We start from the raw sequence: 24867 nt of genomic DNA, 5'->3' as shown, positions 1-24867 counted from the left end.
CCCGGATGCGAACCACAGCCATGCTGACAGCAGCGCTCCTCACGACGCTCACCGCGGGCGCCCCCGCCGCCGCGGCGGACGGCACCGCCGACGTCCCCGCCGCCGGCCACCCGGTCCTCGACGGCAGCGGCGAGTGCACCTACCCCGCCAAGCCCATCAAGGGCACGCCCTGGTCGCTCCAGCGCGTCCTCCTCGACCAGCTCTGGCAGGACACCAAGGGCAAGGACGCCCAGGGCCGCCCCGTCCGCGTCGCCGTCATCGACACCGGCGTGGACATCCAGAACCCGCAGCTGAAGGACGCCGTCGACGCCAAGGCCGGCACCGACCTGCTCTCCGACGCCAAGGACGCCGGCAAGGGCCCCACCGTCGACCCCGTCGGCCACGGCACCAAGGTCGCCGGCATCATCGCCGCCCGACCCGCCGCCACGAGCGGATTCGTGGGCCTCGCCCCGGAGTCGGTCGTCATCCCGATCCGGCAGAACGACGAGAAGGGCGCCGGCACCTCGCGCACCCTCGCCGTGGGCATCAAGCAGGCCGTCGACGCCGGGGCCCGCGTCATCAACATCTCCCAGGACACCACCACCCCGCTGCGCCCCGACTCCGACCTGGAGCGCGCCGTGGAGGACGCCCTCGCCCGGGACGTCGTCGTGGTCGCCTCGGCCGGCAACGACGGCGCCGACGGCAAGACCAAGGCGACCTACCCGGCCGCCTACCGCGGCGTCCTCGCCGTCGGCGCCTCCGACCGCAACAACGAGCGGGCGCCCTTCTCCCAGTCCGGCGACTTCGTCGGCGTCGCCGCCCCCGGCGTCGACATGGTCTCCACCGTCCCCGGCGGCGGCCAGTGCGTCGACCACGGCACCAGCTTCGCCGCGCCCTACGTCGCCGGGGTCGCCGCCCTCATCCGGGCCAAGCACCCCGACTGGAAGCAGCACCAGGTCGTCGCCCAGATCGAGCAGACCGCCGAGCGTCCCTCCGACGGCCGCGACCGGTACATCGGCTGGGGCGTCGTCGATCCCGCCCGCGCGCTCACCGAGGACGACCACCCCCCGGACCGCGTCTCCAGCCCCCAGGGCCCGGCCCACGCTGTCGCCGCCCCCCGACCCGCCGCCTTCCCCCAGGGGGAGACGCCGCGGGAGCGACAGACGCGCCTGGCCACGTACACCCTGGGCGGCACGGCCGCCCTGGTCGCCGCGATCGCGGGTTCGGCCGTGGTCGTACGAGACCGTAATCGCCGCCGCCTGCCCTGAGCCGGCGGCACCGCACGAAGGAACCCATGAGCCAGCCAATACCCCCACACGGCCCACAGCGCCCGCCCCAGGTCTGGGACACGCGCTTCGACCAGCGGCAGACGGCGCCGCCCGGCTTCGGCCCGGCGCCCGTCTTCGGCCCGCCCCCGGGCGGCCCCGGCGACGGCTTGCCGGAGCGCGGCCCCGGCAAGCGCCGCAAGGCCCTGGCCATCGGGCTCGGCCTGCTGCTGGTGGCCGGCGCGGGCACGGGCGGCTGGCTGCTGTGGGGGCGGGGAGGAAACGATCCCGCGCCGAAGAAGAAGGGCCCCGTCCAGGCCGTCGACGCCAAGCTCGCCTGGATGGCGCCGGTGCCGGACGCGGACAAGGAGAAGGCCGACCGCATGGCCAGGCCGTGGTTCGCCAAGGGCGCCATCGTGATGCCCACGCGCACCGCGGTGACGGCCTACGAGCCCGAGAGCGGAAAGCCCCGCTGGACCCTCCCCATCCCCGGAATCGGCTGCACCAGCTCCCCGCGGTCGGAGGGGGACGTCGCGGTGGTCGTCTACGGCAAGGGCGAGTTCGAGTGCAACATGGCCATGGCCGTGGACCTGGAGCGCGGCCGTGCCCTGTGGAACAAGGAGCTGACGGACTCCAAGGGACGCAAGGACAGCCACGCGGCAGCCAACATCTCCTTCTCCAACGGCGCCGTGACCATCACCGAGGTGCTGGAGCCGCGCGTCTTCGACATCCGCACCGGCGAGCGCCGCAAGCCCTTCGACTTCGGATGCCCGGAGCAGGGCACGGTCGTGGGCCGCTCCGAGCAGCTGACGATCGCCCAGTGCCAGATCTTCGACCGCTTCTTCGCCATGAGCGTGGACCCGAAGACGGGCGTGGAGAAGTGGACCTGGAAGATCCTGGACGGCCTCAAGGTGCAGAACGTCCTGTCCGTCGATCCCGCGGTCCTCACGGTCGCCCGGGAAAGCGACACCAACGCGTCGGACATCGTGGTCCTGGACGACAAGGGCCGCCTCAAGCACCTCGTGTCCGTCTCCTCCGGACCGTACGACCTCGACGACTGCAAGCCGAGGCAGTACGACACGTGCCGCAGGGCCGTGGCCGACGGCAACACGCTCTTCCTGCCGACGAGCCACCCCAAGGGCCCGGGCAACACCGTCGTCGCCATCGACCTGACCACGGGCAAGCCGCGCTGGACCTCCGACTTCGGCGCCGACCGGACGCACCGGCCCGTCGCCATGCACGAGGGACGTCTGCTGGTGTACCAGGAGGCCACGCGGGAGGAGAGCGGAAAGCTGCTCTCGGTCGACCCGGCGGACGGCAAGGCGCAGGTCTTCATGAAGCTGCCGCAGGAGTCCGCGGAACGCGAGTCCAATCTGGCCCGCGGCGGAGACGTCTATTTCCGTGACGGCCGCCTCTACCTGGTCACGAACTACGGCATGACCGATCCCTCGATGATGATGGTCTTCCACTGACCTGGCCCCCCACGAAGTCCAGCAACGAGAACCCAGGAGTCATGTCAGTGTCACAACCGCCTCAGTACGGCTATCCGCCCCAGTCGCCGTCGGGGCCCTCGGCCCCCTTGCCGCCCGCCGCACAGCCGCCCGTCCAGCCCGCACCCCTGTCGCCCTTCTCCGCGGGCGCGGGCGGCGCTCCGCGACCGCCGGCGTGGCGCAAGCCGTCCCTCATCGGCCTGGTGCTCGCGCTGCTGCTCGCAGCCGGCGGCTGGGCGCTGTGGTCGTTCACGGGTGACGACCCGTCCGGGCCGAAGAAGCCGGGCGGCACCGCGCAGGGCTCCGCCGCCGGTTCCGTCGTCTGGATGGCCGACTCCCGCACCAAGCCGGACGAGAAGGGGCAGAAGGAGGCGCTGGGCACCTGGTTCACCGACTCCCTCGTCGTCAAGGCCGAACCGGACATGGTGACGGCCTACGACATCAGGACCGGCAAGAAGAAGTGGTCCTTCCTCCTCACCAAGGAGCTCTGCGCGGCCTCCCGGGAGTCGGAGGGGAACATCGCCGTCATCTCCGTCAAGTACGCCGACGTCTGCACGCACCTGATGGCCTTCGACCTGCGCGACGGGCACCGCACCTGGGAGGAGCTGCTCGTCGACGAGAAGGAAGCCGGCGATTCCCTCAACCCCAAGAAGTGGGACAAGGCGCCCCCGGAGATCGCCCTGTACGACGGCCACGTCTACATGACCTGGGCCCAGGGCGAGCAGACCCGCCGCCTCTCGGACGGCAAGCGCGTCGCCGAGGCCAAGCGCGACAAGTGCGACAGGGTCGGCAGCGCGGGCGGCGCCCGGCTGATCTCCCTCACCTACTGCGACGGCGCCCGCGACATCAAGGTGCGCTCGCTGGACCCCACCAAGCTGGACAAGCCCAAGTGGGACCAGACGCTCTCGCGCAACGACGGCTTCCTCTCCATCATCTCCACCGATCCGCTGGTCCTCTCGCAGCACCCCTCCAAGAGCGGGCCCAACGGCTACGACTTCGTCGTGCTGGACCCGGACAGTGGCAAGGAGAAGACCCGTGTCACCTTCCAGAGCCGCTGGCAGGTGGGGACCTGCACCCTCCGGATGTCCGGCTGCACCGGAGTGATGACGGACAAGGACACCCTCTACGTGGCGGGCAAGGGCGTCACCATGGCCTACGACCTGGCCACCGGCAAGGAGCGCTGGGCCTTCAAGGCCGACGAGAACCGCTACACCATGCCGCTGGCCGGGAAGAACGGCCAGATCGCGCTCTACACCGTCGCCACCCCCGACCGCCGCGGCCGGATGACCTATGCCGACAAGTCGACGGGCAAGGCCATCCGGACGGTGGAGCACTCGGACGTCGAACGCGACCGCAAGAACGAAGCGATGATGAACAGGATCGAGGGCTTCCCCCGCCTGGTGAACGACCGCCTCCTGCTCATCAACGACGGCGGCTTCGAGGACGACCAGGCAGGGATGATCTTCGCGATCAGCGCCCCGGCGAAGAAGGACTGAACCGCACGGGGGCGTGCACACCGCACGCCCCCGTTCCGGACCGTCCCCCTCAGGCTTCCTCGACCTCGATGTCGAACTCGCCGTCCCGCACGCCCAGTACGAACGCGTCCCACTCGCTCTTGGTGTACCGCAGGACCGTGTCCGGGTCGGCGGACGAGCGCATCCCCACGGCCCCGCCCTCCAGATACGCGATCTCCACGCGTTCCGCCGAGGTGTCACCCGGGGCGCTGTGCCACTCCGCCCCCGAGATGTCCATGGCGTAGAGCGCTTCCTTCTCTTCTTCAGTGGCCACTGGGCAGGGCTCCTCTTCCGATCATCCGACGGTACGGGTGCGAGGCACCGAAGTCGACGCTAGCAACCGGCACCCGGACGGCGGCGGGAGTTCGGCCACCTGCCCACCGATCGACTCTATTTCCGTAGGACAGAAAGCCGTTCACTCCATGACCGCATCACCGCCGCCCCCGCCGGGCGGCCCCGCCCGTACGCCCCAGATCTGGGACACCGACATCGCTCGTCGCGGCACCGCACCGCCGGGCTTCGGGCCGCCGCCCCAGCCGTTCGGCGCGGACCCCGGCGGAGGGGGCGGAGCACCGCGCGGCCGGCGCAAGGCACTGATCGTCGTCCTGGCGCTCGCTCTCGTCGCGGGCCTGGGCACAGGCGGATGGCTGCTGTGGGGAAGGACGCAGAAGGACCCTCGGCACCGGGCCGAGCCGTCCGCGCCGCCGCGTGTCGACACCCGCCTCGACTGGATCGTCGCCAACCCCGACAAGGACAAGGCACTCCCCAGCCCCAAGCGCCCCGCCACCTGGTTCGCGCACGGCAACGTCATCCGTACCTGGTCCCGGCAGATCACCGCACTCGACGTCCGTCAGGGCAAGGAGCAGTGGCGGATCGCGCTCCCCGGTGAGCTGTGCTCGGCTTCGCGAAGGCTCGACGACGACACGGCCGCCGTGATGTACAAGCAGGACGGGAACACCTGCACCGGCCTGATGGCCGTGGACGTCAAGAGCGGGCGGCAGAAGTGGGACCGGCGCGTACCGCTCCATGACGAGCGCACCTCGGACTACGGCGACCCGCAGGTCCTGGTGTTCAGGGGCAGGGTCAAGGTCATGGGCAGCAGCGAGTCGGCGACCTTCGCGGCCGCCGACGGAAAGGTCCTGGAACACCCCAGGCTCAACCCGGCCGACAACTGCATGGAGAACCGGGCCTCTACGGACGGCAAGACACTGCTCTCCGTGGTCCGGTGCTCCCTGGGCAGCGACCGCGAGTTCGTCCAGCGGATCGACCCCGGCACCGGCAGGGAGGACTGGACGTGGAAGGCGCCGGAAGGCCTCACGATCCGGGGCGTGCTCTCCGTGGACCCCGTCGTCGTGACGGTCGGCAGAACGGACTCCTCGGACACCTCCACGAACCTGATCAGCATCAGTCCTCAGGGCCGGACGCGGGCCGTCATCTCCCTTACGGACCACGGAGGCGCGATCGACGCCATCGTCGGCAAGGACACGGTCTATCTGGCGAGCGGGGACAAGGAGACCGCCGCGAGCACCAAGGAGAACCGCATCGTCGCCATCGACCTGGCCAAGGGGGAGAAGCGCTGGGAGACCAACGCCGGCGGCAACCGGGTCGGCACGCCGGTCGGCTTCGTCGGCGACAAGCCCCTGTTCTACCAGGGAGCCCAGTCGGGGGAGGGCGGACGGCTCGTCACCCTCGACCCGCGTGACGGTGCGCCGACCGTCCATAAGCGGATGCCGTCGGAGAGCTCCGCGGAGGAAGCCGAAGTCGCCGCCCTGGGCGAGGTGTACTTCCACGACGACAAGGTCTTCGTGGTCGCCGCCGCGGAGCTCAGACCCAAGAACCTGATGATGTCGTTCGGCTGAGCCACGACGTCCAGCCCTTGCCTCAGCCGAGAACTCACCGGAGCCCTCCTGTGCCCCAGCCACCGCAGTACCCGATGCCCCCGCTCCAGCCCCCGCCCCCCATGTCCGCGCACCTGCCGGACGACGCCCCCGGACCCGGCTGGGGAGGCCGCCGCCGCACGACATGGGGCATCGCCCTGGTGCTCGTCCTCCTGCTCGCGTGCGGCGGGGCGTACGCCGTGTGGGGCGGCGGGGAAGGCGACGGCAAGCGCTCCGCGGCCGGCGGTCCCCGGGCCGTCGCGGCCGGTGCGGCGGCCTGGAAGAAGACCGCCCGCACCGAGCCGTCCAAGACCGCCAAGGACGCGCCGGGAGCCTGGTTCACCGGGAACACGGTGGTCAAGGCCGAGCCCGACATGATGACGGCCTATGACCTGAAGACCGGCAGGAAGCAGTGGTCCCTGATCCTCGACGGCGTCCTGTGCGCCGCCTCGAGGGAAGCCGACGCGGACCGCGTGCTCATCGCCCTGAAGACCGCGGGCATGTGCGAGACGATGGCGGCCGTCGACATCCGCCACGGCAGTCTGCTCTGGTCGCAGCCCATCGCCCTTTACAAGGCCGACGATCCGGATGCGGACAATTTCCGGCCCGAGAAATGGCCGGCACAGCTGGAGGTGGCGGTCGGCGCGGGCCACGGCTTGATCACCTGGGCCACGGGCGCGAAGACCGTCCGCCTCGACGACGGGAAGGCGGTGGGGGAGACGCCCGAGAAGGAGTGCCGCTGGGTCGGCGCGGCCGGGGGAGCGCAGCTGCTGGCCCTGCGCCGCTGCGGAGAGCGCACCACGGTGCGGGCGCAGGACCCGGGCGCCCCCGACCGTCCGCGGTGGACGTGGGAGGGACGCGAGGGGGAGGAGGTCCTGGCCGTCCTCTCCACACGCCCCGTCGTGCTGCTGACCGGCACCGGCCAGGGCCGGCCCGCGCAACTGGTAGCCCTCGCCGACGACGGCAAGGAGCGTTCCCGCTTCGAGCTCCCGGCCGACCGCGAGGGCCACGTCTGCGCGTCGGGAGTGAGCAAGTGCCCGGCATACCTGGTCGACGGGGACACGGTCTACGTCGCCCGGAAGGGCTCGACGACCGCCTACGGCCTGGCGAACGGCCGGGAGAAGTGGACGTACAAGGCCGACACCAACCGGATGGCGTTCCCCGTCGCGGTGCAGGACGGACAGCTCGCCGTCTACGTCGCCGGGACCCCGGAGCGGGTCGGCGAGCTGACCCGTGTCTCCACCGGCACGGGCCGGGCGGGCCGCACCACCCGGCTCTCCCCGGACCTGCGCACGACCGAGTGGCGCCTGGAGCGCGCCAGGAGCGCGGTCGCGCATCTCAAGGCGGGGGTGCTGCTGCTCGTCAACGAGGGCGCGCTGGAATCCCAGGACAGCGACGTCGTGGTCGCCGTCGTCGCCGACTAGCCGACGACGGAATTCGGTCGGCCCGTCAAGTCGCGGGGCTTGATGTGCGGTTGGGGCAGGGGCGGCGAGTGACTACAGTGACACGTGCGCCGCTCCGTGTGAGCGGCCGTTCGATTTGCACCAACTCATGGGGGAAGGTAGAGCATGGCTGACACTCAGAAAGTCGATGACGCTCATTTCCGGGCATTCAAGAATGCCATCGAGGAATCCAGCGCGGCTTTCTCGGCCAACCTGCGCACCTTGGTGAACGCCATCGACAACGTCTCGGGCCGGTGGGAGGGCGAGGCCGCCCTCGCCTTCAAGCAGGCGCAGCGGGAGCTGAACATGGACCACGACGCCGTGCGGAAGCTGATCGACGAGTTCAGCCGCGCGGTGGCCGAGACGCACAAGAACAGCAAGGCCAACGACGCGGACATCGCCGCCAGCATGAAGCGGGCCCACGCGGCGTCCGGGTCGGCCAGCGCCATCAGCGGCCTCTGAGCCGACGGGCCGAGCGCCCGCACCGCCGGGCGGACCGCCCGGCGACCATTGACGTCAGCACCACGGGGAGTGGGAACCATGGCAGGACACGGCGAACTCGTCGTCCACTACAGCTCGCTGCAGGCGACCGCGAGCGACATCAAGGGTGCGGCGGCGGTGATCCAGCGCGAGATCGAGGCGATGAAGTCGGCCGTCGGCAAGGTCGCCGAAGGCTGGCAGGGCGAGGCGAACACCGCGATGGTGCAGGCGCAGAATCAGCTCCAGCAGCGCGCCGATCACATCAAGCAGATCCTGGAAGACGTCTCCCGCCGCATCGTCTCGGGCGGCGACAACTACCAGGCCACCGACCGCAAGTCGGCGGGGCTCTTCGGCCACTGAGGCCACCGACCGCACACGCATGGGGCGGGCGACCGGAAGAAACCGGTCGCCCGCCCCATGCGCATGTCCGTCCTTCGGCGCCCTACTCCGCCGGCAGCCACCCCAGCTGCACCAGCGGCGTCCCGCGCTTGCGCGAGACGAAATAGCCGCGGCCCTGCGGCATCGGGCGGGGCCGGACGCCGCCCAGGACGTCGCCCTCGCCCGGGTCGCCCGACAGCACGACGCCCTGCGCGCCGAGCTCCTTCACGCGCTGCATGAAGGGCTCGAACATCGAGCGCGACGCACCCGCCGAGCTCCGCGCGATGATGAAGCGGATGCCGACGTCGCGGGCGAAGGGCAGATTGTCCGTGAGCACCGCCAGCGGATTGCCGCCGCTCGCGGCGACCAGCTCGTAGTCGTCGACGATGACGAAGAGCTGCGGGCCCGACCACCAGCTCCGGTCGCGCAGCTGCTGCGGCGTGATGCCCGGCTGCGGGGCGCGCCGCTCCATCAGGCCGTTGAGGGCCTCGGCGTGCACCGTCAGGGAGGAGGCGATGGGGGCGTACTCCAGCAGGTGCGTCTGCGGGACGACGTCCAGCAGCGTCCGGCGGTAGTCACCGACCACGATCTTCGCCTCGTCCGGGCCGTAGCGCTCGCTGATCTGCTTGGCCAGCAGGCGCAGCAGCGCCGTCTTGCCGGACTCGCTCTCACCGAACACCAGGAAGAACGGGTCGGTCTCGAAGTCGACGAAGACGGGCTCGAGGCCGGTCTCGTCGATGCCGATGGCCACGCCCAGCTCCGGGTGTTCACCGCCCTTGGGCAGCTCGTCGGCGCGCAGCCTGCGCGGCAGCAGCCGCACCCGCGGCGCCTGCGGACCGGACCACGCCTCCTGGACCGCGGTGACCAGCGCGGCGGTCGCGTCCGTCATCGTCTCCGGGTCGCTGCCGGCGTCGATCCGCGGCTGGCCGCCCATGAAGTGCAGCTTCTCCGGGAGCTGGCCGCGCCCGGGGACGCCCGCCGGGACGTTCGCCGCGACCTTGCGGTCGAACTCGGAGTCCATCGTGTCGCCCAGCCGCAGCTCCAGGCGGTTGAGGAGCAGGTCCTTCAGCGTCGCCCGCACCTCCATGTTGCGGGAGGCGGTCACCACCACGTGGACGCCGTACCCGAGGCCGCGCGCCGCGATATCGGTGACGACGCCCTCCAGCAGCTCGTACTCCTGCCGGAAATTGCCCCAGCCGTCGACGACGAGGAAGACGTCGCCCCAGTCCTGGTCCGGCAGACGGCCGGCCGCCCGCTGCCGGCGGTAGGTGGTGATCGAGTCGATGCCGTTCGCCCGGAAGTACTCCTCGCGCCGGGCCAGGATGCCGGCCACCTCGGCGACCGTACGGCGCACCCGCTCCGGGTCGAGCCGGGAGGCGACGCCGCCCACGTGCGGCAGCCCGCTGACGGCGCTCATGCCGCCGCCACCGAAGTCGAGCCCGTAGAACTGCACCTCGGCGGGGGTGTGGGTGAGGGCGAACGCCGCCATCAGCGTCCGCAGCAGCGTCGACTTGCCGGACTGCGGGCCGCCCACGACGAGCATGTGGCCGGCCGCGCCCGAGAAGTCGCGGTACAGCACGTCGCGCCGCTGCTCGAAGGGCTTGTCGATCAGACCGATCGGCACCACCAGCTGGCCGGGGCGCGGGTACTCGGGGGCCGTCAGGCCGCGCCCGCCCACCTGCGAGAGCTGCGGCAGGAGCTGGTCCAGCGACGGCGCCCGGTCCAGCGGCGGCAGCCACACCTGGTGGGCGGGCGGGCCCTGGCCCTCCAGCCGGCGCACGACCACGTCCAGGACTGTGTCGGCGAACGTGTCGTCCTCGCCGCGGTCCGGAGCCGGCACCGGATCCGGCGCGGCATGGGTGACGGGCACGGGCGCCGCCGTGAAGAGCACCGGACGGCGCTCGGCCGGCAGCCTTCCGTCCCCGGTGCCCGCGGCCGCGCCCGCGCGGTGCGCACCGGAGACGTACGCGGCCTTGAACCGCGTCATCTCGTCCGTACCGAACTTCAGGTACCCCGAGCCCGGCACCGTCGGCAGGTGGTACGCGTCCGGCACGCCCAGCGCCGTCCGCGACTCGGCCGCCGAGAAGGTGCGCAGACCGATGCGGTACGACAGATAGGTCTCCAGGCCGCGCAGCCGGCCCTCCTCCAGGCGCTGCGAGGCCAGCAGCAGATGCACGCCCAGCGAGCGGCCGATGCGGCCGATCTGGATGAACATGTCGATGAAGTCGGGCTTGGCCGTCAACAGCTCGCTGAATTCGTCGATCACCAGGACGAGTGAAGCCAGCGGCTCCAGCGCGGCGCCCGCGGCCCGCGCCTTCTCGTAGTCGTGCATGTTGGCGTAGTTGCCCGCCGACCGCAGCAGCTCCTGGCGGCGCTGCAGCTCGCCCGTGATCGAGTCGCGCATGCGGTCGACCAGCGTCAGGTCGTCCGCGAGGTTGGTGATGACCGCCGCGACGTGCGGCAGGGAGGACATGCCGGCGAAGGTCGCGCCGCCCTTGAAATCGGCGAGCACGAAGTTCAGCGTCTCCGAGGAGTGCGTGACCGCCAGCCCCAGCACCAGCGTCCGCAGCAACTCGGACTTGCCCGAGCCGGTCGCGCCGACGCACAGGCCGTGCGGGCCCATGCCGTCCTGCGCGGCCTCCTTGAGGTCGAGCATCACCGGCGAGCCGTCCTCACCGACCCCGATCGGCACGCGCAGCCGCTCGGCCGGCGTCCGCGGCCGCCACGTACGGGCGACGTCCACCGCGGCGGCGTCGCCGAGCCCGAGCAGCTCCGTGAAGTCCCAGTTGGCCAGCAGCGGCTCGTCGTCGTCGCCCCCGCCCATGCGCAGCGGCGCCAGCTGGCGCGCCAGCGCCTCCGCCGCCTCGGGCGAGAGCGTGTCCGGCACGCCGTCGTACGCCGCCACCTGCGAGTGCAGCCGCAGCCTGCCCGGCCGCACCGTCACCGCCAGCCCGCCGCGCAGCTCGTCCAGCTCGCCCGGCACGACCTCCACGACGGTGACGCCCTGCAGGCCCTCCGGCGCGGCGAACACCGAGTCCTGCGGCACCGCCGCGCCCTCCAGCACGACCACCACATGAGGCTGCTCGTGCAGCGGCCGGCCCTCGCGGCTGAACCGCGGCCGGCCCTCCAGGCGCGGCGCCAGCAGCTCCTCCAGCTCCTCCAGGTCGTCGCCGATCAGCCGCCGCGTCCCGGCCCCGTCGACCGTGCCCGCCAGCTGCACGTGCGGCAGCCACTTCGTCCACTCCCAGTGGGCGGCCGCCCCGCGCCCCGCGACCACCGCGATGACGAGGTCCTCCGGCGAGTGCAGCGTGGCCAGCTGGGCCACCAGCGCCCGCGCCGTGCCGTGCACCGTCTCCGGCTCACCCGAGAGGGTGACGTGGTAGAAGGCGCGCAGCGACACCGCCATCGGCAGGCCGTCCAGCGAACCGTGTATGGCCAGGAAGCGCTGCATCGCGCCCGCCGTCAGCGGCTCCAGATCGTCTATGGGCGCCGTCTCCGGGGCCACCAGGGGCGTCGCGAGCCGCTGGGCGCCGAGCCCTATGCGCGCCTGCCCGAAGTCGTCGTCGCCCGAGCGCCGCTCCCAGACCCTGGCGCCCTCGGCGACCACCGACCACAGCTGGTCGGGCGCGGGGTGCAGATAGAACTGCGCGTCCCGCTGCGCCCGCGCGGTGCGCCGCACCGTCCGCCGGGTCTGCGCGAGGTACCTGAGGTAGTCCCGGCGCGCGTCGGCCATCTGGCCCTGCGAGCCCTGGCGGTGCCGGACGATCATGGCGATCGTCATGCCGAGCGTCGAGACCATCATCAGGACGCCCATGATCTTCATCATGGGCTGCGCGCCCGGCATGAAGAAGTAGACCATCGACGAGGCCATGCCCACGGTCGGCAACAGCTGCATCAGGATGCCGTCCTGACGGCCGCGCGGCAGCTCGGGGGGCGCCTCCAGCCGTAGTTCCGCGCTCGGCACCTCGGGTGGGAGGACCCGCGGCGGGCGCTTGACGACGACCTGGCTCACGGAACGGTTCAACCCCTCTGAGCGAAGGGCCAGTTCCCTTCCGGCACCCCTGTGGCCCCGGCCTCCCCTCGCGAGACGGTGATCCTATCGGCGTACGGGCGTTCGCCCCCGGTAGGGTGACCAGCCGCGCGCCGTGCGGCACGGGCCGTCGAGCACGAGAACAACGCCGAAGAACCACATCAGGGGGCAATCCGGGTGAGTACGCCCGCCACGACCGGCTTTTGCAGGGTGACCGTCGTCGCGCCCGACAGTCGCATCGACGTCGCCCTCCCCGAGGACCTGCCCGTCGCCGACGTCAACCCGGAGATCCTGCGGCTGACCGGCCGGACCCAGGCCCCCGGCAGCCCCACCGGCTACCACCTCGTCCGCCGCGACGGCACCGTCCTCGACGGCGCCCGCACCCTCGCCGCCCAGCGCGTCCTCGACGGCGAGATCCTCTGCCTGCGGCCCTTCTCCGAATCCCTGCCGCCCGCCGTCCACGACGACGTCTCCGACGCCGTCGCCTCCGCCGTCACCGGCGAGCGCGCCCTGTGGGACGCCCGGCTCCTGCGCGGCACCGGCCTCTTCGCCGGCGCCCTGCTGCTCGTCCTCATGGGCCTCGTGCTCTGGTTCGCCGACCCGGTCCGCCACGACATGCACGGCGTGCCCGGCATCGTCGCCGCCGTCGTCGCCGTCTTCCTCACCGCCTTCGCGGGCGTACGGGCCCGCGTCTACGACGACCGCGCCTCGGCCGTCGCCCTGGGCCTGGCCGCCGTGCCGCACCTGCTGATCGCCGGGTCCGGCGTGCTCGGCCCCGGCGCGGGCGAGGGCGCCGGCCGGCTGCAGCTGCTGCTGGGCTGCGCGACCGTACTGATCGCCGCCGTCGTCCTGGTCGCCCTGATGCCCGGCGGCGACGCCCCCTTCGTCGCCACCGTCGTCGCGTCCGCCACCGGCGTCCTGGCCACCTTCGGCGCCATCCTCGGCGGGGCCGAGCCGGCCGACGCCGCCGCCGTCTGCGCCGTCGTCGCGATCGGCGCCATCGCCTTCCTGCCCGCCCTCTCCGCCCGCGTCGCCCGCCTCCCCGTCGGCTACGCCGCACCCCGCGCGGCTGCCGGCGACGAAGACCTCGACGCGCCCCGGGGTGCCGGCACCGAGCCCGTGGACGCCGAGCGCATCGCCGCCCAGGCCCGCCGCGGCCACGAGCTGCTGCTCGGCCTCGTCGGCGGCTGCGCCGCCGTCGTGACCGGCTCCGCCGCCGTGCTCGCCTTCTCCGCCGACCCCTGGGCCCAGGCCCTCGCCCTGGCCGCCGGCCTGAGCATGCCGCTGCGCGCCCGCCTCTTCCGCTACACCACGCAGGTCGCCGCCGTCCTCGGCGCGGGCGTGGCCACCCTCGCCCTGCTCGTCCTGGGCATGGCCGTCCACCCCTCGGCAGCCGTCTCCGACGTCCGCACGGTCTGGCTCACCGCCGCCGTCGCCGCCGTCGCGGCCCTGCTCACCTGCGTCGCGCTGATCATCCCCCGCAAGGGGCTGTCACCCTTCTGGGCGAGAGCGTCCGAGGTGACGGAGAGTGCCCTCCTCCTCGCCCTCGTGCCCCTGTGCCTCGCGGTCCTCGACCTGTACTCCACCGCCCGCGGCCTCGCCGGCGGCTGACCGCGACCCCCGGCGGGGCCCGGCCACGGGGCTGGTACTGTGTGTGGTGGCCGTTTGTGTACGCGCCTCCGGACCGCCCCGGTCAGCCGATCAGGGTTCTGGGGACAGCGCCCAGCGGACCCCGCCTCCCGAGTAACGGAAGCTCCCCTGAGACATAGACCAGGGGCACTCGGTGGCCGAAACAGAGAATTTGAGGAGTACCGCGTGTCGCTCGACGCCGCTACGAAGAAGCAGATCATGGCCGAGTTCGCCACCAAGGAGGGCGACACCGGTTCCCCCGAGGTCCAGGTGGCCATGCTGACCCGCCGCATCTCGGACCTGACCGAGCACCTCAAGCAGCACAAGCACGACCACCACTCCCGTCGTGGTTTGCTGCTCCTGGTCGGCCAGCGTCGCCGCCTGCTGCAGTACCTGGCCAAGAAGGACATCACGCGCTTCCGCGCCCTGGTCGAGCGCCTCGGCATCCGCCGCGGTGCCGCCGGCGCCAAGTAAGACGTCATGAAGGGAGCGGTTCCCAGCCCGGGGGCCGCTCCCTTCGTGCATGCCGCGGCCGCGCGCCCCTTCGCGCAGCTCACGGGAAGCAGAGACGAGCAGAAGCTTTGTAGTCTGGTCCCACAACGGCATACAGAACGAAACACCTGACGAGGAGGGACGCCGGCGCTCCGCCGGTCCTCGGTAGTGGCCCCCGGAACAGGGAATTCCGGGTGCTTCGATCGAAGACCGGCTCCCGCACAGCGCACCGCGGCGCCCTCCACCACCGTCCCCGCCACACGGGCGGGGACGCACAAGAGGAGATATCCCTGGTGGAGAACGAGACCCACTACGCCGAGGCCGTCATCGACAACGGCGCCTTCGGCACCCGCACCATCCGCTTCGAGACGGGCCGCCTGGCCAAGCAGGCCGCCGGCTCCGCCGTGGCGTACCTGGACGACGACACCATGGTGCTGTCGGCCACCACCGCTTCCAAGAAGCCCAAGGACCAGCTCGACTTCTTCCCCCTGACGGTGGACGTCGAGGAGCGGATGTACGCGGCCGGCAAGATCCCCGGCTCCTTCTTCCGCCGTGAGGGCCGCCCCTCCGAGGACGCGGTCCTCACCTGCCGTCTGATCGACCGGCCGCTGCGCCCCTCCTTCAAGAAGGGCCTGCGCAACGAGATCCAGATCGTCGAGACGATCATGGCGCTCAACCCCGACCACCTCTACGACGTGGTCGCCATCAACGCCGCCTCCTGCTCCACGCAGCTCGCGGGCCTGCCCTTCTCCGGCCCGATCGGCGCCACCCGCGTCGCCCTGATCAAGGGCCAGTGGGTCGCGTTCCCGACCCACACCGAGCTCGAGGACGCCGTCTTCGACATGGTCGTGGCCGGTCGCGTCCTCGAGGACGGCGACGTCGCGATCATGATGGTCGAGGCCGAGGCCACCGAGAAGACCATCCAGCTGGTCAAGGACGGCGCCGACGCCCCCACCGAGGAGGTCGTCGCCGCCGGTCTCGAGGCCGCGAAGCCCTTCATCAAGGTGCTGTGCCGCGCCCAGTCCGAGCTCGCCGCCAAGGCCGCCAAGCCCGAGGGCGAGTTCCCGGTCTTCCTGGACTACCAGGACGACGTCCTGGAGGCCCTGACCGCCGCGGTCCGCACCGAGCTCTCGCAGGCGCTCACCATCGCCGGCAAGCAGGAGCGCGAGACCGAGATCGACCGCGTCAAGGAGCTCGCCGCCGAGAAGCTGCTGCCGCAGTTCGAGGGTCGCGAGAAGGAGATCTCCGCGGCGTACCGCTCGCTGACCAAGTCCCTGGTCCGTGAGCGCGTCATCAAGGAGCGCAAGCGCATCGACGGCCGTGGGGTGACGGACATCCGTACCCTCGCCGCTGAGGTCGAGGCCATCCCGCGCGTGCACGGCTCGGCGCTGTTCGAGCGCGGCGAGACCCAGATCCTGGGTGTCACCACGCTGAACATGCTCCGCATGGAGCAGCAGCTCGACACGCTGTCGCCGGTGACGCGCAAGCGCTACATGCACAACTACAACTTCCCGCCGTACTCCGTCGGTGAGACCGGCCGCGTCGGTTCGCCGAAGCGTCGCGAGATCGGCCACGGCGCCCTGGCCGAGCGGGCCATCGTGCCCGTGCTGCCGACGCGCGAGGAGTTCCCCTACGCGATCCGTCAGGTGTCCGAGGCCCTCGGCTCCAACGGCTCCACCTCCATGGGCTCGGTCTGCGCCTCCACCATGTCGCTGCTGAACGCCGGTGTGCCCCTGAAGGCCCCCGTCGCCGGTATCGCCATGGGCCTGATCTCCCAGGAGATCGACGGCAAGACGCACTACGTCGCCCTCACCGACATCCTCGGTGCGGAGGACGCGTTCGGCGACATGGACTTCAAGGTCGCCGGTACCAAGGAGTTCGTCACCGCCCTCCAGCTCGACACCAAGCTGGACGGCATCCCGGCCTCCGTCCTGGCCGCGGCCCTCAAGCAGGCCCGTGACGCCCGCCTCCACATCCTCGACGTGATGATGGAAGCGATCGACACCCCGGACGAGATGTCCCCCAACGCCCCGCGGATCATCACCGTCAAGATCCCCGTGGACAAGATCGGTGAGGTCATCGGCCCCAAGGGCAAGATGATCAACCAGATCCAGGAGGACACCGGCGCCGAGATCACGATCGAGGACGACGGCACCATCTACATCGGTGCCGCCGACGGCCCGGCCGCCGAGGCCGCCCGCGCCACGATCAACGGCATCGCCAACCCGACCATGCCGGAGGTCGGCGAGCGCTACCTGGGTACGGTCGTCAAGACCACCACCTTCGGTGCGTTCGTCTCCCTGCTCCCGGGCAAGGACGGCCTGCTGCACATCTCGCAGATCCGCAAGCTCGCCGGTGGCAAGCGCGTGGAGAACGTCGAGGACGTGCTCGGCGTGGGCGCCAAGGTCCAGGTCGAGATCGCCGAGATCGACCAGCGCGGCAAGCTCTCCCTCATCCCCGTGATCGAGGGCGAGGACGGCAACGCCGACGAGACCAAGGACGAGTCCGACAAGTGACGTCCCGTAGTACACGGAAGACGGCCCGCACCACCACGGAGGGGCGGGCCGTCGCCCGTACCCAAACGCTTCTCAAGGGCGAGAACGGCATCGGCACGGTCCGCCGGACCACCCTCCCCGGTGGTCTGCGCATCGTCACCGAGACGCTGCCGTCCGTGCGCTCCGCGACGTTCGGCATCTGGGCGAACGTCGGCTCCCGCGACGAGACGCCGACCCTCAACGGCGCCACGCACTACCTGGAGCACCTGCTCTTCAAGGGCACGGCCAAGCGCAGCGCGCTGGACATCTCCGCCGCCATCGACGCGGTCGGCGGCGAGATGAACGCGTTCACGGCGAAGGAGTACACCTGCTACTACGCACGTGTGCTCGACACCGATCTGCCGCTCGCCATCGACGTCGTCTGCGACATGCTGACCGGCTCGCTGATCGAGGCCTCGGACGTCGACGCCGAGCGCGGGGTGATCCTCGAAGAGATCGCCATGACCGAGGACGACCCCGGCGACTGCGTGCACGACCTGTTCGCGCACACCATGCTGGGCGACACCCCGCTCGGCCGCCCGGTGCTCGGCACGGTCGACACGATCAACGCGCTCACCCGCGACCAGATCGCCCGCTTCTACAAGAAGCACTACGACCCCACCCACCTGGTCGTCGCCGCCGCGGGCAACGTCGACCACGCCAAGGTCGTCCGCCAGGTCCGGGCCGCGTTCGAGAAGGCCGGCGCCCTGGGCCGCCCGGACGCGACCCCCGTCGTCCCGCGCTCCGGCGCGAAGACGATCCGTACCGCCGGCCGCGTGGAGGTGCTGGGCCGCAAGACCGAGCAGGCGCACGTCGTCCTCGGCATGCCGGGCCTGGCCCGCACGGATGAGCGCCGCTGGGCGCTCGGGGTCCTCAACACCGCCCTCGGCGGCGGCATGAGCTCCCGGCTCTTCCAGGAGGTCCGGGAGAAGCGCGGCCTGGCCTACTCGGTGTACTCCTACACCTCGGGCTTCGCCGACTGCGGCCTCTTCGGCGTCTACGCCGGCTGCCGTCCGAACCAGGTCCACGACGTGCTCAAGATCTGCCGCGACGAGCTGGACCGGGTCGCCTCCGAGGGGCTGTCGGACGAGGAGATCGGCCGTGCCATCGGCCAGCTCTCCGGCTCCACGGTCCTGGGCCTGGAGGACACGGGCGCGCTGATGAACCGCATCGGCAAGAGCGAGCTGTGCTGGGGCGACCAGATGTCGGTCACCGACATGCTGACGCGCATCGCGGCCGTCACCCCGGAGGAGATCCGCGAGGTGGCCCGCGATGTACTGGGACAGCGTCCTTCGCTGTCCGTCATCGGCCCGCTGAAGGACAAGCAGGCCGCGCGCCTGCACGAGGCCGTTTCTTAACCCGCACAGTCGATGGTTCGAAGGAAGCAGGGACGATGAGCAAGCTGCGCGTCGCGGTGATCGGCGCCAAGGGCCGGATCGGTTCCGAGGCCGTACGGGCCGTGGAGGCCGCCGCCGACATGGAGCTGGTGGCCGCGCTGGGCCGGGGCGACAAGCTGGACGCCCTGACCGAGGCGGGAGCCCAGGTCGCGGTCGAGCTGACGCACCCGGACTCGGTGATGGACAACCTCGAGTTCTGCGTCCGCAACGGCATCCACGGTGTCGTCGGTACGACCGGCTGGACCGAGGACCGCCTGGCGAAGCTGAACTCCTGGCTGGAGGCCTCGCCCTCCACCGGCGTGCTCATCGCCCCGAACTTCTCCATCGGCGCGGTCCTGACCATGGCCTTCGCCCAGCAGGCGGCCCGCTTCTTCGAGTCCGTCGAGGTCGTCGAGCTGCACCACCCGAACAAGGCCGACGCCCCCTCCGGCACCGCCACCCGCACCGCACAGCTCATCGCGGCCGCGCGGCGCGAGGCGGGCTGCGCACCGCAGCCGGACGCCACGACCACCGCCCTGGAGGGCGCGCGCGGCGCGGACGTCGACGGGGTGCCCGTGCACGCCGTACGCCTGCGCGGCCTGCTGGCCCACCAGGAGGTGCTCTTCGGCGACACGGGCGAGACGCTCACCATCCGGCACGACTCGCTGCACCACAGCTGCTTCATGCCGGGCATCCTGCTCGGCGCGCGCCGCGTGGTGACCACCCCGGGCCTCACCTTCGGCCTGGAACACTTCCTGGATCTGGGCTGATCATCGTGCGCGCGAAAGTCGTCTACTTCGCCCTGGCCGCCGTCCTGGCCGTCTACTTCGTCCTGGTCGGCAGCCGGGGGGTGATGCTCATCCAGCAGGGCACGGTCGTCACGGTGGCGTTCGGCGTCGCCGTGCTGGTGCTGCCCTTCATCGGCGCCTGGTTCCTGTACCAGACCACCAAGTTCGCGCGGGACGCCGACCGGCTGGCGCGGGAGCTGGAGGCCGAGGGCGGGCTTCCGGTGGACGAGCTCGTCCGGACCCCCAGCGGCCGGATCGACCGGGACTCGGCGGACGCCGTCTTCGACAAGCGCCGTGCCGAGACGGAGCGGGCCCCGGGGGACTGGCGCTCGTGGTTCCGGCTGGCCGTCGCGTACCACGACGCCCGGGACACCCCGCGGGCGCGCAAGGCGATGCAGCGGGCGATCGCCTTGCACGACGGGAAGCCGGTACGGGCCGACCTGGCCTAGCCGGCGCCGGCGGGGCTCAGCCCTTGAACTCCGCCACCCAGTCCTCGACGGCGTAGGTAGCCGCGGCGAAGGCCAGCGGGCGGCCGAGGAAGTCGGCGCCGTGGTCGCTGACCAGGGCGGGCAGCGGCTCGCCCTGGGCACGCTCGACGAGCAGGACCTGGCCCTGGACCGTGCGCGGCAGCCCCAACAGCCGGACGGGCTGCTGCACCATGCGCACGCCCGCGACCTCGGACCACGCCAGCGTGGTGCCCGACAGCAGTCGCAGCTGCCGCAGCCCCTGGGGACCCACCCAGATGCCGGTACGGACCAGCCGCACCGCGAGCGTGATCAGCAGGGCGCCGACGGCGCCGCACACGCCCGCGCCGATCCAGGACCCGGCCAGGGCGATGATCAACGCGGAGAGCAGCACATAACCGGCCAGCAGAAGCACCACCGCCGCGCCACCCACCCGCAGAGGGCCGGGGGAGTACGGACGCCGCCAGCGGTGGCGGGTGTCGTACGGGTCCTCGGGGTCCTCGGAGGAGGGGGACGCGGCGGTTGCGGGCGCGGCCGCAGCGGTGCCGGTCGCGCCCGTGGTCGTGGGTGTACTGGGGGTCGGAGCCGCAGTCGCGAGGTCGTCGCCGTCGCGGTCGGCTGTCAGGAAGGGCAGGGGCACGACGGTTCCTCACTCATACGCACGCACGCTCGAATGGCGTGCGGGGTGAGGGTACCCGCTGATCAGCGGGCGTCCGTCAGCGGCCCGTGCCCGCTTCGGACTGCTGGGCGTTCTGGGTCTTCTGCGGACCGGTCTCCAGGGACGGCATACCGAACAGCAGCGCCCCGACGAGGCCCGCCGCGACGGTCAGGCCCACCAGGGTCCGCCCGGCTATCTCCGAACGGCTGGCGCGATTGCGGGGCGGCGGCGCGACGTTGCTGCGGTAGCGCTCGGCCTCGGCGACGAAGGCGAACGGTACGGGCTCTCGCCGGCGGAACATGAAGGGCTCTCCTAGGAACCTCGAAGTGCGGTGTCACACATAAGGACGCGCGAAGTCGCCCATAGGTGCCCGTTTTCCCTAACTTCTGTGAAAAATATCAACTGGCGTCCCGGGCCCCGCTGTGGGAAGGGACCGACGGGCCCGGTGTCGGCCGGGTGTCAGTGGCGGCCCTTAGGCTTGGCGGCGGCCTAGCAATGCAGATGGAAGGACCCCGCCGGTGACCGACACCCCCACCGAGGACGCGAAGACCGACGCGCCGACGTTCCGCAGCGATGTGACCGTCGAGCTCGTCAAGCACAGCGCGGCCGACTCCGACGTGCTGTGGGCCGCCCGCGTCTCCACGGCCGGCGAGCAGTCCCTCGAAGAGATCACCAAGGACCCCGAGCGGTCCAAGGGGCTCATCAATTACCTGATGCGCGACCGCCACGGCAGCCCCTTCGAGCACAACTCGATGACCTTCTTCATCAGCGCCCCGATCTTCGTCTTCCGCGAGTTCATGCGCCACCGCGTGGGCTGGTCCTACAACGAGGAGTCCGGCCGCTACCGCGAGCTCGAGCCGGTCTTCTACGTCCCGGGCGCCTCCCGCAAGCTGGTCCAGGAGGGCCGCCCCGGCAAGTACGTCTTCGTCGAGGGCAGCCAGGAGCAGTACGAGCTGACCAGCCGCGCCATGGAGGACAGCTACCGCCAGGCGTACGCCGCGTACCAGGACATGCTGGCCGGGGGCGTCGCCCGCGAGGTCGCCCGCTCGGTCCTGCCGGTGGGCCTGTTCTCCTCGATGTACGCCACGTGCAACGCCCGCTCGCTGATGCACTTCCTCGGCCTGCGGACGCAGCACGAGCTGGCGGCCGTCCCCTCCTTCCCGCAGCGCGAGATCGAGATGGTCGGCGAGAAGATGGAAGCGGAGTGGGCCAAGCTCATGCCGCTCACCTACGCCGCCTTCAACAAGAACGGCCGCGTCGCCCCGTAACCCACCGCGTCCGTACGGTGACTGAAGTGATGGTGACGCGCTGCTACCCGGAGCATCGGGTCAGGTGTCCGTATTGCGGCGTTTCATCACCTTCATCTAGGCTGAAAAGACGGACCCGGCACTGCTTGAACCCCCGAGCAGGCAGTGCCGGGATCCCTTTTCGCACTCCCCGAGGGAGCACCTCACGGTGAGCAACGAGTAGCGTGGGCCCCATGGCTCCGACCTCCACACCGCAGACGCCCTTCGGGCGGGTCCTGACCGCCATGGTCACGCCCTTCACAGCCGAGGGCGCCCTCGACCTCGACGGCGCACAGCGCCTCGCCACCCACCTGGTGGACGCAGGCAACGACGGCCTCGTCGTGAACGGCACCACCGGCGAGTCGCCCACCACCAGCGATGCGGAGAAAGCCCAGCTCGTACGGGCCGTCGTCGAGGCGGTCGGCGACCGCGCCCATGTCGTGGCCGGAGCCGGCACCAACGACACCCACCACAGCGTCGAGCTGGCCCGCGCCGCCCAGCAGGCGGGCGCGCACGGCCTCCTGGTCGTCACCCCGTACTACAACAAGCCCCCGCAGGAGGGCCTCCGCCGGCACTTCACCGCCGTCGCGGACGCCACCGACCTCCCGGTGATGATCTACGACATCCCCGGTCGCAGCGGTGTGCAGATCGAGACCGAGACCATGGTCCGGCTCGCCGACCACCCCCGCATCGTCGCCAACAAGGACGCCAAGGGCGACCTCGACGCCGCGAGCTGGGCCATGGCCCGCTCGGGCCTCGCCTGGTACTCCGGCGACGACATGCTGAACCTGCCGCTGCTGTCCATCGGCGCCGCGGGCTTCGTCTCGGTCGTCGGCCACGTCGTCGCCCCCGAGCTGCGCGCCCTGCTGGAGGCCCACCGGTCCGGCGACGTCGTCAAGGCCGCCGAGATCCACCGCCGCCTGCTCCCGGTCTACACCGGCATGTTCCGTACCCAGGGCGTCATGACCACCAAGGCCGCCCTCGCCCTCCAGGGCCTGCCCGCCGGACCGCTGCGACTCCCGCTCATCGAGCTCACCGAAGAGCAGACCGAGCAGCTGAAGCGCGATCTCGCCGCGGGCGGGGTACAGCTGTAACACCAGACTTCACAACTGAATACCGACGGAATGCAGAAGAAAACCGCACGTGCACGAATGTCATGCGCGCCATGTGTCCAGGGGGACATGTGGCGTGCGTGGTGAGGAGAGTCTTTTGAGCCACCCGCACCCTGAACTCGGTCCGCCGCCGAAGCTCCCGAAGGGCGGCCTGCGGGTCACCCCCCTCGGCGGTCTCGGCGAGATCGGCCGCAACATGACGGTCTTCGAATACGACGGCCGTCTCCTGATCGTCGACTGCGGAGTGCTCTTCCCCGAGGAGGAGCAGCCCGGAATCGACCTGATCCTTCCGGACTTCTCGTCCATCCGGGACCGCCTCGACGACATCGAGGGCATCGTGCTCACGCACGGCCACGAGGACCACATCGGCGGCGTCCCCTACCTGCTCCGCGAGAAGCCGGACATCCCGCTGATCGGCTCCAAGCTGACCCTCGCGCTCATCGAGGCCAAGCTCCAGGAACACCGCATCCGCCCGTACACCCTCGAGGTCGTGGAGGGGCACCGCGAGCGGATCGGCCCCTTCGAGTGCGAGTTCGTGGCGGTCAACCACTCCATCCCGGACGCGCTGGCCGTCGCCATCCGCACCCCGGCCGGCATGGTCGTCCACACCGGTGACTTCAAGATGGACCAGCTCCCGCTGGACCGTCGCCTCACCGACCTCCCCGCCTTCGCCAAGCTCGGCGAGGAGGGCATCGACCTGCTGCTCGTGGACTCCACGAACGCCGAGGTCCCCGGCTTCGTCCCGCCGGAGCGCGACATCTCCGGCGTGCTGCGCCAGGTCTTCGCGGGCGCCCAGAAGCGCATCATCGTGGCCAGCTTCGCCAGCCACGTGCACCGCATCCAGCAGATCCTGGACGCCGCGCACGAGTACGGCCGCCGCGTCGCCTTCGTGGGCCGCTCGATGGTCCGCAACATGGGCATCGCCCGCGACCTGGGCTACCTGCGCATCCCGGCCGGCCTCGTCGTCGACGTCAAGACGCTCGACGACCTGCCGGACGACGAGGTCGTGCTGGTCTGCACCGGCTCCCAGGGCGAGCCGATGGCGGCGCTCTCCCGGATGGCCAACCGCGACCACCAGATCCGCATCGTCCAGGGCGACACGGTGATCCTGGCGTCGTCGCTCATCCCGGGCAATGAGAACGCCGTCTACCGCGTGATCAACGGCCTGACCCGCTGGGGCGCCAACGTCGTCCACAAGGGCAACGCGCGCGTTCACGTCTCGGGCCACGCCTCGGCCGGCGAGCTGCTGTACTTCTACAACATCTGCAAGCCGAAGAACCTGATGCCGGTGCACGGCGAATGGCGCCACCTGCGCGCCAACGCCGAGCTGGGCGCGCTCACGGGCATCCCCAAGGACCACATCGTCATCGCCGAGGACGGCGTCGTGGTGGACCTGGTGGACGGCAAGGCCCGCATCGTGGGCAAGGTCCAGGCCGGCTACGTGTACGTCGACGGCCTCTCGGTCGGCGACGTCACCGAGGTCCACCTCAAGGACCGTCGCATCCTCGGGGACGAGGGCATCATCTTCGTCCACGTGGTCGTCGACAGCACCACGGGCAAGGTCGTCAGCGGCCCGCAGGTCCACGCGCGTGGCTCGGGCATCGACGACGCGGCCTTCTCGGCCGTCGTCCCGAAGATCGAAGAGGCCATCGCCAAGGCCGCCGCCGACGGCGTCGCCGAGCCCCACCAGCTGCAGCAGCTCGTGCGCCGCTCGGTGGGCAAGTGGGTGTCCGACAGCTACCGCCGGCGCCCGATGATCCTCCCTGTGGTCGTCGAGGTCTGACGCCACATCAGCCGTTTGGACGGCCGTGCCTGCGCCGATTTGCATCCGGGCGCGGCCGTCCAGTACGTTTACGACTCCACCGCAGCGGGAACGCCGAACACCTCGTGTGTACGGGGCCTCGCAAGGCGGAGGGAAATCCGAATCAGATAAGTCTGATAAAGTCGGAACCCCGCTCCAACAGGGAGCCGGAAACGGAAATCCGAACCGGAAACGGAACGGAAAACGGATCTGGTAAGGTTGGAAACACGAAATACCGAAGGGAAGCGCCCGGAGGAAAGCCCGAGAGGGTG

20 protein-coding genes are annotated in these 24867 nt (G+C 71.1%); 16 read left to right on the top strand and 4 right to left on the bottom strand.

What is annotated here, in order from left to right; genetic code table 11:
• Positions 1-5 precede the first annotated feature (5 nt).
• The 3 genes from mycP to AB0G59_RS26520 are packed head-to-tail and all read left to right on the top strand — an operon-like array spanning position 6 to position 4230.
• Positions 6-1247 (top strand): type VII secretion-associated serine protease mycosin, encoded by a 1242-nt coding sequence (gene mycP, locus AB0G59_RS26530; protein ID WP_360916456.1) that lies wholly within the window; start codon positions 6-8, stop codon positions 1245-1247.
• A 26-nt stretch (positions 1248-1273) separates the two neighbouring features.
• Entirely contained in the window at positions 1274-2716 is a 1443-nt protein-coding gene (locus AB0G59_RS26525; RefSeq protein ID WP_360916453.1) for a PQQ-binding-like beta-propeller repeat protein, read from the top strand.
• Between the two features lie 47 nt (positions 2717-2763).
• Entirely contained in the window at positions 2764-4230 is a 1467-nt protein-coding gene (locus AB0G59_RS26520; RefSeq protein WP_360916450.1) for a PQQ-binding-like beta-propeller repeat protein, read from the top strand.
• A 49-nt stretch (positions 4231-4279) separates the two neighbouring features.
• Here AB0G59_RS26520 and AB0G59_RS26515 read toward each other — a convergent pair whose 3' ends face one another.
• Entirely contained in the window at positions 4280-4486 is a 207-nt protein-coding gene (locus tag AB0G59_RS26515) for a DUF397 domain-containing protein (protein WP_079274010.1), read from the bottom strand.
• Between the two features lie 184 nt (positions 4487-4670).
• Here AB0G59_RS26515 and AB0G59_RS26510 point away from each other — a divergent pair, with 184 nt between their 5' ends.
• The 4 genes from AB0G59_RS26510 to AB0G59_RS26495 all read left to right on the top strand — a co-directional run bounded on the left by AB0G59_RS26510 (position 4671) and on the right by AB0G59_RS26495 (position 8407).
• On the top strand, positions 4671-6107 hold the full coding sequence (locus tag AB0G59_RS26510; protein WP_360916447.1) for a PQQ-binding-like beta-propeller repeat protein: 1437 nt from the start codon (positions 4671-4673) through the stop codon (positions 6105-6107).
• Between the two features lie 50 nt (positions 6108-6157).
• The gene (locus tag AB0G59_RS26505) at positions 6158-7549 is read left to right on the top strand and encodes a PQQ-binding-like beta-propeller repeat protein (RefSeq protein ID WP_360916444.1); all 1392 of its coding nucleotides are present in this window, start codon (positions 6158-6160) and stop codon (positions 7547-7549) included.
• Positions 7550-7693: 144 nt separating this feature from the next.
• Complete coding sequence (locus AB0G59_RS26500) at positions 7694-8029, top strand: WXG100 family type VII secretion target (protein ID WP_360916441.1); 336 nt, start codon at positions 7694-7696, stop codon at positions 8027-8029.
• A gap of 78 nt (positions 8030-8107) precedes the next feature.
• Positions 8108-8407 (top strand): WXG100 family type VII secretion target, encoded by a 300-nt coding sequence (locus AB0G59_RS26495; protein ID WP_360916438.1) that lies wholly within the window; start codon positions 8108-8110, stop codon positions 8405-8407.
• Positions 8408-8489: 82 nt separating this feature from the next.
• On the opposite strand, the gene eccCa is transcribed toward AB0G59_RS26495, so the two are convergent.
• Positions 8490-12437, bottom strand: a complete 3948-nt coding sequence (gene eccCa, locus AB0G59_RS26490) for a type VII secretion protein EccCa (RefSeq protein WP_360916435.1) — start codon at positions 12435-12437, stop codon at positions 8490-8492.
• Between the two features lie 195 nt (positions 12438-12632).
• Between eccCa and eccD the strand changes: the two genes are divergently transcribed.
• The 6 genes from eccD to AB0G59_RS26460 all read left to right on the top strand — a co-directional run bounded on the left by eccD (position 12633) and on the right by AB0G59_RS26460 (position 19723).
• A complete protein-coding gene (eccD, locus tag AB0G59_RS26485) occupies positions 12633-14066 on the top strand; it encodes a type VII secretion integral membrane protein EccD (protein WP_360916432.1) in 1434 nt (477 codons plus the stop codon).
• A gap of 204 nt (positions 14067-14270) precedes the next feature.
• Positions 14271-14558, top strand: coding sequence for a 30S ribosomal protein S15 (gene rpsO, locus AB0G59_RS26480; protein WP_045934183.1), 288 nt, complete (start codon positions 14271-14273; stop codon positions 14556-14558).
• A 311-nt stretch (positions 14559-14869) separates the two neighbouring features.
• Complete coding sequence (locus AB0G59_RS26475) at positions 14870-17092, top strand: polyribonucleotide nucleotidyltransferase (protein WP_071963941.1); 2223 nt, start codon at positions 14870-14872, stop codon at positions 17090-17092.
• A complete protein-coding gene (locus AB0G59_RS26470; RefSeq protein WP_360916429.1) occupies positions 17089-18468 on the top strand; it encodes a pitrilysin family protein in 1380 nt (459 codons plus the stop codon). The genes AB0G59_RS26475 and AB0G59_RS26470 overlap by 4 nt, the downstream gene beginning before the upstream one ends.
• Positions 18469-18503: 35 nt before the next feature.
• A complete protein-coding gene (dapB, locus tag AB0G59_RS26465) occupies positions 18504-19256 on the top strand; it encodes a 4-hydroxy-tetrahydrodipicolinate reductase (RefSeq protein ID WP_360916426.1) in 753 nt (250 codons plus the stop codon).
• Between the two features lie 5 nt (positions 19257-19261).
• Positions 19262-19723, top strand: a complete 462-nt coding sequence (locus AB0G59_RS26460; protein ID WP_360916423.1) for a hypothetical protein — start codon at positions 19262-19264, stop codon at positions 19721-19723.
• Positions 19724-19739: 16 nt separating this feature from the next.
• On the opposite strand, the gene AB0G59_RS26455 is transcribed toward AB0G59_RS26460, so the two are convergent.
• Positions 19740-20378 carry a hypothetical protein gene (locus tag AB0G59_RS26455; RefSeq protein ID WP_360916421.1) on the bottom strand — a complete coding sequence of 213 codons (639 nt, stop codon included), beginning with the start codon at positions 20376-20378 and terminating at the stop codon, positions 19740-19742.
• A 76-nt stretch (positions 20379-20454) separates the two neighbouring features.
• Positions 20455-20697 (bottom strand): hypothetical protein, encoded by a 243-nt coding sequence (locus AB0G59_RS26450; protein ID WP_360916418.1) that lies wholly within the window; start codon positions 20695-20697, stop codon positions 20455-20457.
• A 217-nt stretch (positions 20698-20914) separates the two neighbouring features.
• Here AB0G59_RS26450 and thyX point away from each other — a divergent pair, with 217 nt between their 5' ends.
• From thyX to AB0G59_RS26435, 3 genes are all read left to right on the top strand, one after another.
• A complete protein-coding gene (gene thyX / locus AB0G59_RS26445; RefSeq protein WP_360916415.1) occupies positions 20915-21664 on the top strand; it encodes an FAD-dependent thymidylate synthase in 750 nt (249 codons plus the stop codon).
• Positions 21665-21876: 212 nt separating this feature from the next.
• Positions 21877-22776: a 4-hydroxy-tetrahydrodipicolinate synthase gene (gene dapA, locus AB0G59_RS26440; RefSeq protein WP_360916412.1), complete on the top strand. Its 900-nt coding sequence runs from the start codon at positions 21877-21879 to the stop codon at positions 22774-22776.
• A gap of 115 nt (positions 22777-22891) precedes the next feature.
• On the top strand, positions 22892-24577 hold the full coding sequence (locus AB0G59_RS26435) for a ribonuclease J (RefSeq protein WP_071965962.1): 1686 nt from the start codon (positions 22892-22894) through the stop codon (positions 24575-24577).
• The last annotated feature ends 290 nt before the right edge of the window (positions 24578-24867 follow it).

Source organism: Streptomyces sp. NPDC021096, from assembly GCF_040641275.1.
Taxonomy (GTDB): Bacteria; Actinomycetota; Actinomycetes; order Streptomycetales; family Streptomycetaceae; genus Streptomyces.
The sequence above is the reverse complement of the archived record's forward strand: the minus strand, read 5'-3'. Positions and strand labels throughout refer to the sequence as shown.